This window comes from Bradyrhizobium sp. CAR08 (assembly GCF_052871955.1).
Genome location: NZ_JBIXJX010000048.1, coordinates 1 through 10656, shown reverse-complemented (window position 1 = coordinate 10656; position 10656 = coordinate 1). Strand labels below are relative to the sequence as shown.

Sequence of the window (10656 nt, the reverse complement as noted above, 5' to 3'; positions counted from 1 at the left end):
AAGGCCAGATCACCAAGCTCAAACTGGTCAAGCGCCAAATGTACGGACGCGCTAAGCTCGACTTGCTGCAGGCTCGGCTAATCGGCGCCACATGACCAGTGCTGCACCAAAATTGCGTCAGAGCCAAATTTGCAAGCCGATTGACAGCCATCGTCGCCCATTGAGCGTCAGTCAGAGCGAATCGATCCATGCGCAGCTTGAATGCTTGAATCACAACCAAGTCCGGATAAGAAATCGGAACGGTCCGCCTTCGGTTCGGTTGCGGTAAGCTAATGGTCCAATCGAACCATCATCGCTGCTTTAACCGGTTCACGTGCATTAACTAGACGGGAGTTCCCTTGGCCAGGGGTTATCGCACGGATCCGAATGGGCGTTCCAACATTCGCCGGACCCGGACCGGCTCAGGGCCGATGTGGAATGCCACTGCCTGCTGATCGAGCGCGCGCTCTGATTGCGTCGAGCGATTGCGCTGACGCAGATAATCGAGCCATGTTGGGCAGTGATACCGCTCGGTCCACAGTTCGGGGTCTGCAATGTCGCGGGCAATTGACCAGCCATAGGCGCCGTTGCGCTGGCGAAAAAGCTGCACGTCGAGCATCAATTTGTGGAAGGCACGCGCATTCTCCTGCGCTACTCGATACTCGATCTCCACCACAAGGGGCCCGCTACGTCCGGTTAGCGCCAGTCGTACTTTAGGATCGTCGAGCATTTCCGTCTCTTCGCGTCCCTCCTTGATGCGTGGCATAGGCAACCAACGCCCGAGGAGCGGCGAAATAAGCATCAAGGCTGCGGAGATCAGGAGCGCGGCGTCGACGCCTACCGAATCAGTTAGACGGCCCCAGCCCCAACTGCCAATGGCGATTCCGCCAGAGCCCGCTGCTTGGTAGGCCGCGAGCGATCGCCCCGCGACCCAACGTGGCGCCGAAAGCTGCACACTGATGCTGAACAGAACCCAAGTTATCATCCACACCGCGCCCGCTAAAACCAGTGCGGCGACCGTTAGAATCGGTTGGTGGCTGAGCGCCGCTGCGGCAACCGCGGCAGCCATGGAAATCGCGCAAGCGCGAATTGCGGCCTCCCCGCTCATACGTTTACGCACCTTGGTCAGGTTCAGGGCTCCGATGACGGCACCAAAGCCAAAAGCGCTGAGAATCATGCCATAGATCTCCGCCCCGCCATTTAGGAGCTCCCGCGCCACCAGCGGCATCAGGGCAATGATTGCGCCACCGAGCACCCCGGTAATCATTGAGCGAGCTAGCACAATTCTGAGCGATGGTGAATTTTTGATATACCGCAGGCCTGAGACAACGGCGCGCCCAAGCTTTTCGGGCGGCAGGCAAGACGTTTCAGCGATGCGCTTCCACAGAAAAAGAGCGAGCATCAGCGGCAAGTAGAGCACCGCATTAAGCGCGAATGCAGTCACTGCGCCGGAGGTGGCAACCACAATGCCCCCGATCGCCGCACCTACACTGCGTGCGATATTGAAGCTAATACCGTTCAGGGCCACTGCCGCGGGTAGTGCTTCGGAAGAGACCTGCTCGCTTACGGAAGACTGCCACGCCGGTGCCATCAGAGCCATCCCAATGCCGACTGCAAAGCATAGGGCCAGCAACAGATTCGGCGTGATTAGGTCGACCCAAGCGAGAGTGGTCAGCGCAGCCGCTCCTGCCAATGTAATACCGAGCGCGACCAGCGCCACAAGCCGCCGGTCGTGCATGTCGGCAACCGCGCCGGCCGGGATCGAGATCAGCATTACGGGTAACGTCAATGCTGTTTGCACCAGCGCGACCTTGTCGGCCGCGGACGTCATCTGGGTCATAGCCCAAGCTGCGCCGACGCCTTGAATCAGGATGCCTAGATTGGAGAACAGGCTCGCGAGCCAAATCCGTCGAAACGTTGGGAATCTCAGTGGAGCGGTGATACCATCGCCGCCGAGAGTCTCGGGATTAGGCGCGTCGTTCATTTCGGCTACTGCATTGCTTCCGATGGTAGGATCGACAGTACAGGGGACCCTGCAAGGCAGCTCGTGTCGACTTGGTGTGATGATATCGCGGCCTTGCGTTGAATTGTCTGCGATTAGGTAGGGCCTTCTCGGCTCAATCTTCATCGTGATTTCAAAATGTCTACCGCCCTCCAAACGAGGGAGCATCACGTCGACAACGCAGAAGCTCAAAGGGAGATCGCTCTTCGCTTGCGGAACTGCCTGCGCCAAGCCAAGCCAGCAGTTTGCATTCGCTCCGTCTTGGTAGAAGACGGTAGTTAGCCGCATGGAACGGACTGGACTGTTATCTCGCTCTGCACTTCAGTTTGAGTGAGCTTGCTTGCAGTCGATTTGTTTCTAAACCAGGGGCGCCGCGGATTTCATGCGTTCTTGCCGCGATCGCGCCTAAAAAGCATGCGATCGCGGAGAAAGCCGCATCAATCCTTCGGAAATTCGATTGGAACGAAAAAGCCGGCTTTTACCCGATCCATGATGACCATGGTCTTGAACCCCCTGATGTCAGAATTCTCATAAAAAAATCGGCGAGTGAATTGCTCATAATCTTCCATGCTACGCGCGCTAATGTAGAGGACGAAGTCAGCATCTCCCGTGACGTAGAATCCGTTCACAACTTCGACTGAAGATTTAATCGCCTTCTTGAACTTGTCGATAATATCAGAACGCTCACGCTCCAGGCTCACCAGCACAAGCATCTGAATAGGTCTCCCCACCGCTTTCGCCGAAACGATGGACACGTCGGCTTCGATGATACCTTCGGAACGGAGCCTCTTCAGGCGCCGCTGGCAAGCCGTTGCAGAGAGGCCCGCCATTTCGCCAATCAGTTCGGAGTTGAGGCGGTTGTTCTTCTGCACGATTTCGAGGATGCGAGCGTCAATTCGATCGTACTGCATATCGGCTCCAGCTCTCAGGTGTATTTCGCCGCAATATACCGGTGGGGTGCAGGAAATCGTCAAACGATGCGGAAAAGCGACGCAAATATGTTTGCTATGCCAGTATCCTGATTGCACGCGCAATTTCAACTAACCTAATGAGCTTCTCGATGGCGCTGCGAACAGTTCGGCATGAGAGCCCGTCTCCAATCGGGATCGCCGCTAAATACCTTAAAGCCCTGCGCCGCCGCGATTTCGTCGCAGGCGCAGCGCTTATCGACGGTCGCTGGCATCCAGGCGAGCAACGAGACGTTGTGATTGATCCGGCTACGGGCGAAGAAATCGCGGATGTCGCTCATTGCGGGGGCGCCGATATGAATTCCGCAATTGCGGCGGCTGAGCGATCCTTTGTTGGTTGGCGAGAATTATTGCCATCAACGCGAGGGGCTATCCTGAGGGCTTGGGCGTCATTGATCTCCAAGCATTCGGATGAGCTCGCCATTTTGGTGACGAGCGAGCAAGGTAAACCGATCGCCGAGGCTCGCCACGAAATTGCGTACGGTGCGGGATTTCTCGACTGGTTCGCTGCTGAGGGTGAGCGTGCGTATGGAGAGACTATCCCCAGCCACAAAGCTGGAAGCCTTCTTCACGTGCGAATGCATCCAGTTGGTGTTGCGGCGGCGATCACGCCCTGGAACTTTCCCGTCGCGATGATCACGCGGAAAGCTGGGGCGGCTCTGGCGGCCGGGTGCCCGATCATTGTCAAGCCGGCTCCGGAGACCCCCCTCTCTGCTCTTGCGCTTGCTAGGTTGGCCGAAGAGGCTGGTGTTCCAAGCGGTGTTTTCCAGGTACTCGTGGGCGATCCCCTCGAGCTATCGACGCCTCTGTTGCGCGACCCAAGAGTGCGGGCTCTTTCGTTCACGGGCTCAACCCAGGTCGGTCGCGTGCTTCTGGAGGGGGCTGCAGCGACTGTGAAAAAGGTGTCGCTCGAACTTGGAGGGCACGCTCCATTCATCGTCTTCGACGACGTCGATCTCGACAAGGCCGTCAAGGGTGCTATGGCCGCGAAATTTGCGACGTCAGGTCAGGATTGCTTGGCTGCCAATCGAATTTACGTACAAAAAGGCATATACGCGGAGTTCGTCAAGGCGTTTTCCGCAGCAATAGTCCAACTGAAAGTCGGTCACGGCTTGGAAGCGGCAACGGATATTGGACCTATGACGAAGCTATCCGTGGCCAACAAGTGCCGAATGCAAATCGATGATGCCGTAATGAAGGGAGCGCGCATGAGTGCAGTGGCCCACGCGACGAAGTTGAGCCCAAACTTCGTCCTTCCGACTCTGCTCAGTGACGTCACTGAAGACATGCTTATCGCGCAAGAAGAGACGTTTGGACCTGTAGCTGCGGTACTTCCATTTGAATCTGAAGAAGAGGTCGTGATCCGGGCCAATGCGAACGAAATGGGTTTGGCTGGATACGTCTACACCGAGAGCCTACGACGCGCGCTGAGACTATCCGAGCAAATCGAATGCGGCATGCTCGGTATCAATACAGCCTCGTTCACAGGTCCGCCCATTCCGTTCGGCGGATGGAAGCAGTCGGGACTCGGTCGCGAGGGCTCTCGACACGGCTTGGCCGAATACACCGAAATGAAATACGTCTGTTTCGGCGATCTTAAGGCTTAGGAGACAACGCATGAATAATATTAAAACCATCGCTCAGCAAGATCGCTCCAGCGTGCTCCATCCTTTCACTCAGCTTAAGGACTTCGCCACCGGAAAACTCGGTGATCCGACAATCGTCGTCGGAGGGAAGGGCGTTCGCATCGAAGATGCGCTGGGGCGAAGTTACATAGACGGCTTTGCTGGCCTTTACTGCGTAAATATTGGGTACGGCCGCACTGAGGTAGCTGAAGCGATCGCGAGACAGGCTTATAAGCTCGCATACTATCATACATACGCTGCGCATACGACCGAAGAGCTGGCAGTACTATCCGATCGCTTGGTACGAATGGCGCCGGGCAAGCCCAGCAAGGTATTCTTCGGTTTGTCCGGATCAGACGCAAACGAAACGCAGGCCAAGCTTGTCTGGTACTATAACAATCTGCGCGGTCAGCCCAAGAAGAAGAAGATTATCTCGCGCGAACGCGGCTATCATGGTTGCTCCGTCATTTCTGGTTCGATGACCGGCATGTCGTTTTATCATGATCACATGGACCTTCCTTTTCGCGGCATCCTGCATACAGGTACGCCGCACCATTACTGGGGTGCTGAACCGGGCGAGACCGAAGAGGCTTTTTCTCGGCGACGTGCGGCCGAGCTTGAACAGCTAATCGTACGAGAGGGTCCAGAAACGATCGGTGCTTTCATTGCTGAACCGGTGCTGGGTACGGGCGGTATTACTCCGCCTCCCACTGGCTATTGGCGCGAAATTCAGGCCGTCCTCAGGCGTTACGATGTTCTTCTTATTGCGGACGAAGTCATTTGCGGGTTCGGTCGAACGGGAGCGGATTTCGGTAGCACCCTCTACGAAATCGAGCCGGATCTCGTAACTGTCGCGAAAGGCCTAACATCTGGATACGTGCCGCTCTCGGCAGCTATTGTTGGCGAGCGAGTCTACTCCGTGATGGAGGAGGCGGCCGACCGTGTCGGAGCATTTTCGCATGGTTACACCTATTCTGGGCATCCCATCGCGGCGGCTGCTGCAAATGCAGTTCTTGATATAGTTGAGAATGAGCGCCTGACTGACCGTGCGAGGACTGTCGGCTTGCATTTCCACAAGCGGCTTAAAGAGCGATTTGCGCAACTCGAAATAGTTGGTGAGGTTAGAGGCGTGGGCTTGCTCGGCGCGGTCGAATTCGTGGCGGATCGACAAACGAAGCGACGCTTCGATCCGCAACTAAAGGTCGGCGCGCGGATCTCGAAGGCTGCGCGGGATCGGGGACTCATTGCGCGTGCGATGCCGCATGGGGATATTCTGGGTTTTGCCCCCCCTCTTGTTGTGTCCGAAAGTGAGATCGACGAGATTGTTGATCTCGCTTATCGAGCTACCAAGCAAGTAATGGACGAGCTGATTAAGGAAGCGGCAAGTCGCGCGTAAGGTCGATCCGAGCACGTAGGCTGCGGTCCTGCAGGCTCGTCCAAGCTTTTGCGTACGGGCAAAACCAGCCGTCCCGGAAGGGGGCGCGCTAAATGGGAGGCCCTCGCGTGAACTGGCTCAGAACGGTGTCAATGAGTGAGCAACTGGCGAGGCGCCTCCGGCCCGCGAGAGGTTAGCCTGTTGCTCGACGAAAAGCTGCGAATTTGGCGGCTTAAGGAAGATTTTCAGAACCGGCTGGGCGTATATCGGGGAACTTCGTCTCAAATCGCAACGTAATATTTTGGCAATAAATGGAGATAAGCGAAGCGCGAACGCTGACTACTTGTCGCACATTCGACGTGCCTCCCTGTATCTCCACATCAGCGGCTGAATCAGCTGACCAGATCCTGCACCAAGGATGAGGATCAGCTTCAAAGGGGCAAGGCGATGGATAGCGCGGTTTGGCATCACGTGAACTGCGAACTATTGCTTGCAAGACGAGACGCCGGCACGTTTTTGGACAATTTACCCGCTGGCATGAGGGACATAGCTAAAGACCAGCAGAGCTGCTGGATCGCCAGATGGATGAAGATTGGAGATGATCACTGCGCTCGGGGCGATCTGAAGGCCAAGCAGGGCGCCTCAGATCGGGCGTCCGAGGCTTGGCTCTGCGCGCTGACCGCCTTTGAAACTGCTCGGCGCCTAATTGACGACGTCGATCCACGGAGTAGAGCCATTTCAGCAAAGATGGACCGCAGCATTCTGCGTCTCAAATCTTCCTTAGAGCAGCGGATGGAGCGGGTGAAAATTGAATGCGAACACCTTCCTGGACTTCTAGCCTACCATCTGCATGCCGGTATTTCCGACGCGCGAGCCCCTGCCGTCATCTGCATCAGCATGGAGGAAGAAACAGGAGCGTCGCTGCTTGGACGGCTTTTGCCAGTTGTCATTGGAAGGGGCCTTTCGGTTCTCGTGGTCTCTCACGAGGACATCTCGAATCGCATGCAGGGCCAATCCATAACTTTGCTGTCGTGCTGCCTGGACTACTTGTCGGCGCGGCCCGACATTGATCCTGCTCGGATCGCCGTCTATGGGGAAGGATTGTCGGCTATTCTGGCCACGGAATTCGCTGTATCTGACCGTCGCATCGCTGCCGCGGTTTGCGACGGCGGTCTCTGGAGTTGGGCGCGGACTATTGCGTCTGTGAGCTGGATCACCGGAGAGACAGCAGTCGACGAAGTCTCGGCGCGTCGCTCGCAAATAATGCGAAAGTTGAGATGCCCAGTTCTCGTCGTGGCTGGGGGGCGCGGTATCGTTAGCCTGTCGGAGGCAATCAAACTACAAGACGAATGTGCGGCGATGCGCATAGATATGGAGTTGGCCATACCGCGGATGGTTAGCTCCGGGGGGCTCGTCGAAAATTTCGTGACGTCCGACGATTCGATCTTCGGTTGGCTGCAGGACAAGCTCACGCGACCTCAACTCGATAAGCCGGCCGCCTGCATAGCAGATCACTAGACTAGACCCAATCTCTCAGAGTTCCCGTGAATGCAGCTCTACGTGCTAACGAAGAAGGTGCGTGCGATCTCGCAACACATTGGGACGCGATCGCTCGTGATCGCTACAAGACACCTATACTCAGTTTTTGAGACGCCAGCCGGCTATTCCTCGCGATCGAGGCCAGCCGTTTATTGAGGTAGTCAAGCGACGCCTCATCTAATCCGTCCAATAATGTGGAGTTAAGAGCCTCTCTCTTGATCGATAGCTTTGCAATTTCTGCACGAGCCTTTTCAGTTAGCGACATTTGGATGAACCTTGCATCTTCGAGCGATGGTTCGCGCGCCAGAAACTCCATTTCTTCTAACTTTTTAGTCTGGTTGGTAACAAACGGCGGGTGAATGCGCAGTTTGCCGGCAACCGATATCCCTGAGACGCCGTGACCTTCATCGAGTTCGTCGATAGCCATCAGGATCAGCCACTGTGGCTCGGTCAATCCCAGTAGCTCGGCCCAGCTCTTGTGTATTTCCTCGATCTGGGAATGGATCTCGACAATGTTCCAGATGAAGTCTCTGACCGCTCTGTCGATTTTTTGTTTTTCAGCCATGTTGACTGTTCGCCCCAACGCGGTGCCCCCGCAAGCCCGATTCATAGACGACCCGACAGGTATCTGCGTTAGGCGCCGCCGGAAAGGGGTCAACACAGCATGGGCGCCATGTCAAAAATTAATTGCTATATGTAAGTAATTGGAGTATGTCTCTTAGCCGAGATCGTTAGAAGGGGCGCTTCAACGGTAGCAGAACCACCAAGAAGAACCTCCGGGGTGCCCCCCGGGGGTTTTTTGGGCCATATTAGCTCAGATCCGTACTTCCGTTGTAGAATTGCAACAGCTGTGGCGCGAAATTGTAATTACGCTCATTAATTAATTGATACAATTGCTGCGACGAATTACACGTTTGCTGGACGGAGAGGGGGCACCTCGTCGTCGTCCGTCAAGCACCCCGCCCAGTAGGTGAGGCTAGCGGCGGATCTTTGAAGGACGGAAACGACGTTTCCAACTTGGAGATTCATCCATGAAACTGATGAAGAGTCTGATGCTCGGTTCTGCGGTATTGCTTGCAAGCGCCGGGGCCAGGGCTGCCGATTTGCCCGTTAAGGCCAAGGCGGTCGAGTACGTGAAGATTTGCTCGCTTTATGGCGCAGGGTTCTACTACATCCCAGGCACCGATACTTGCATCAAGCTTGGTGGTTACCTGCGCGCTGATTCCATGTACAACACCAACTACGTTGCTGACGCAGCCAACAATGGGGTCACTGGCGCACGTAACCGGCTCAGCAACTACTACACTTGGCGTTCTCGTGAAGACCTGAACATCGATACCCGTACTGCGACGGAATACGGCGTTGTCCGCACCTACTTCGATGCCGCGTTCACATGGACGTCCGGCGGCTACAACGGAGCCGGCACGACTGCCGTGAATGGCTCAACAACCTATGGCGGAAGTGCGACCGGAACGAGCGGTAACGGTTCAGTCGCCGGTGGCTCTCTCGGTATTTATTTCGCCTTCATTCAGTTCGCTGGTTTTACCTTCGGTAAAGCCGCCTCGCAATTCTCGACCCCTTGGACCAACTATCCCGCGAATAGTTTCGACGGTCTGCCGGGCGGCGGCGGCTACGACGCCGCGAACCAGGTCACCTATACCGCTGATTTTGGACAAGGCATTACGGCTTCGTTCTCTGCCCAGGATCAAGTTGCTAATTACACGACCAACATCTGGAATGTGAGCGGTGCGACGGCCGCAGGCCTCGCGGCCGGTGCGTACGGCGCCAATGACATTGGCGGTTCGCGAACGCCAGATCTCGTCGCGATGCTTCGTGTTGACCAGGCTTGGGGCCTCTTCCAGGCATCAGTCGCTGCGCACGACAACCATGCTGGGTACTATGGCGCGTCCGAGGTTACCGGCTATCCAGGCGACAAGTGGGGTTGGGCTGGTCAGCTGGCGCTGTCGATTAAGAACATTCCAACCGGCGCGGGCGACAGTATCAACGTGCAGGGCGTGTATACGAAGGGTGCAAGCCGATACAACTTCCAGGATTACATGTCGACCACGTACGCGATGTACGGGGCTACGAGTGTGCCCGGCGCTTACCAAAGCCTCGGCCTCGGCGGACTATCAGACTCCGTGTTCGTCGCCGGCGCCGGTCAAGAGTTGACCACTACCTACGGCTTCAATGCTGGCTACACCCATAACTGGGACCCACACTGGGCCACGGCCGTTTATGGTGCCTGGGCTGCCGTGCGGTACAACGACACAGCCAAGGGCTACCTTTGCGGCGCGCTGGTTGCAAACCTTGCGCTATCGAGCGGCGCTGTGGGCTGTAACCCCGACTTCAACTATGCGGTTGTCGGCACGGCGACCTACTGGACTCCGGTCAAAAACCTGACCTTCATGGGCGAACTCACTTATACCATGCTCGACCAGAAGTATGCGAGTGGAAGCACGGTCGCACTGCCCCTCCAATCGGGTATCGCGAAGCCGGCTGCCCTGTACGAGCTCAAGGACCAGGGCAGCCTGACATTTCGGCTACGCGCTCAGCGCGTCTGGTGAACCTCTCATAAGCTAACGGAAGGAGAAAACAGCACGGCTCTGTAATCTAAGTGTAACCTCCAAGAAGGCCTCCGGCATGCCCGCCGGGGGCCTTTTTTGAAACCGCGGGCACAAAAACCGAAATTGGATATCTGCACGACGCTTTTTGCGGGTCGGCATCTAGAGCCACCATCCCAAGCGCGGCCGGATATTCTGTTGACCTAAGCAGGGCCTGTAAGCCCCTCACTATCCGGCGTTTGCCTGCCGTCCAGAGCGCACCTTTAGAGTCACGCATCTATATGCGTCCGATCTTTAGCGAAACTCAAACAATCCTCCAGAATAGATCGTCTGAAGCGCAATTTTCTTGAACCTGCACCCAAAGTCCTGGTCGATGCGGAAGTTGTAAAGTGAAGTGGACCCCTGAAATAGGACCAGATCTTAAGGTGTGAAGCGTCCTGCTCTGTCACAACCGATGGAGCACGGATATGACCAAGTTGACCTGCCGCTGAACTTTCATCCATTGGCGATTAGAGTCTCGGCGGATGTTACGCCGTTTGGCGCGGGGTGAACAACGTGCGATTGGCGGAGCTGGTCGGGGTTGCGCAGCCGGTCGCACGTTGCG

Annotated in this window: 7 protein-coding genes; 4 read left to right on the top strand and 3 right to left on the bottom strand. The window is 56.3% G+C overall.

What is annotated here, in order from left to right; translation table 11 throughout:
* Positions 1-349: 349 nt before the first annotated feature.
* On the bottom strand, positions 350-1963 hold the full coding sequence (locus ACIPUD_RS39305; protein WP_446482930.1) for an MFS transporter: 1614 nt from the start codon (positions 1961-1963) through the stop codon (positions 350-352).
* Between the two features lie 455 nt (positions 1964-2418).
* Complete coding sequence (locus ACIPUD_RS39300; protein ID WP_446482929.1) at positions 2419-2892, bottom strand: Lrp/AsnC family transcriptional regulator; 474 nt, start codon at positions 2890-2892, stop codon at positions 2419-2421.
* A 137-nt stretch (positions 2893-3029) separates the two neighbouring features.
* Here ACIPUD_RS39300 and ACIPUD_RS39295 point away from each other — a divergent pair, with 137 nt between their 5' ends.
* The 3 genes from ACIPUD_RS39295 (at position 3030) to ACIPUD_RS39285 (ending at position 7467) form a co-directional block, all read left to right on the top strand.
* On the top strand, positions 3030-4556 hold the full coding sequence (locus ACIPUD_RS39295) for an NAD-dependent succinate-semialdehyde dehydrogenase (protein ID WP_446482928.1): 1527 nt from the start codon (positions 3030-3032) through the stop codon (positions 4554-4556).
* Positions 4557-4566: 10 nt separating this feature from the next.
* Positions 4567-5970 carry an aminotransferase gene (locus tag ACIPUD_RS39290; protein WP_446482927.1) on the top strand — a complete coding sequence of 468 codons (1404 nt, stop codon included), beginning with the start codon at positions 4567-4569 and terminating at the stop codon, positions 5968-5970.
* 426 nt (positions 5971-6396) lie between these two features.
* Positions 6397-7467 carry an alpha/beta hydrolase family protein gene (locus ACIPUD_RS39285; RefSeq protein WP_446482926.1) on the top strand — a complete coding sequence of 357 codons (1071 nt, stop codon included), beginning with the start codon at positions 6397-6399 and terminating at the stop codon, positions 7465-7467.
* Positions 7468-7570: 103 nt separating this feature from the next.
* On the opposite strand, the gene ACIPUD_RS39280 is transcribed toward ACIPUD_RS39285, so the two are convergent.
* A complete protein-coding gene (locus ACIPUD_RS39280) occupies positions 7571-8053 on the bottom strand; it encodes a MarR family winged helix-turn-helix transcriptional regulator (protein ID WP_446482925.1) in 483 nt (160 codons plus the stop codon).
* A 466-nt stretch (positions 8054-8519) separates the two neighbouring features.
* Here ACIPUD_RS39280 and ACIPUD_RS39275 point away from each other — a divergent pair, with 466 nt between their 5' ends.
* Complete coding sequence (locus ACIPUD_RS39275) at positions 8520-10055, top strand: porin (protein ID WP_446482924.1); 1536 nt, start codon at positions 8520-8522, stop codon at positions 10053-10055.
* The last annotated feature ends 601 nt before the right edge of the window (positions 10056-10656 follow it).

Coding starts and splice junctions, on each gene's coding strand:
- ACIPUD_RS39305 (WP_446482930.1), bottom strand. CDS start 1,963: ATGAACGACGCGCCTAATCCCGAGACTCTCGGCGGCGATGGTATCACC.
- ACIPUD_RS39290 (WP_446482927.1), top strand. CDS start 4,567: ATGAATAATATTAAAACCATCGCTCAGCAAGATCGCTCCAGCGTGCTC.
- ACIPUD_RS39285 (WP_446482926.1), top strand. CDS start 6,397: ATGGATAGCGCGGTTTGGCATCACGTGAACTGCGAACTATTGCTTGCA.
- ACIPUD_RS39295 (WP_446482928.1), top strand. CDS start 3,030: ATGAGCTTCTCGATGGCGCTGCGAACAGTTCGGCATGAGAGCCCGTCT.
- ACIPUD_RS39275 (WP_446482924.1), top strand. CDS start 8,520: ATGAAACTGATGAAGAGTCTGATGCTCGGTTCTGCGGTATTGCTTGCA.
- ACIPUD_RS39280 (WP_446482925.1), bottom strand. CDS start 8,053: ATGGCTGAAAAACAAAAAATCGACAGAGCGGTCAGAGACTTCATCTGG.
- ACIPUD_RS39300 (WP_446482929.1), bottom strand. CDS start 2,892: ATGCAGTACGATCGAATTGACGCTCGCATCCTCGAAATCGTGCAGAAG.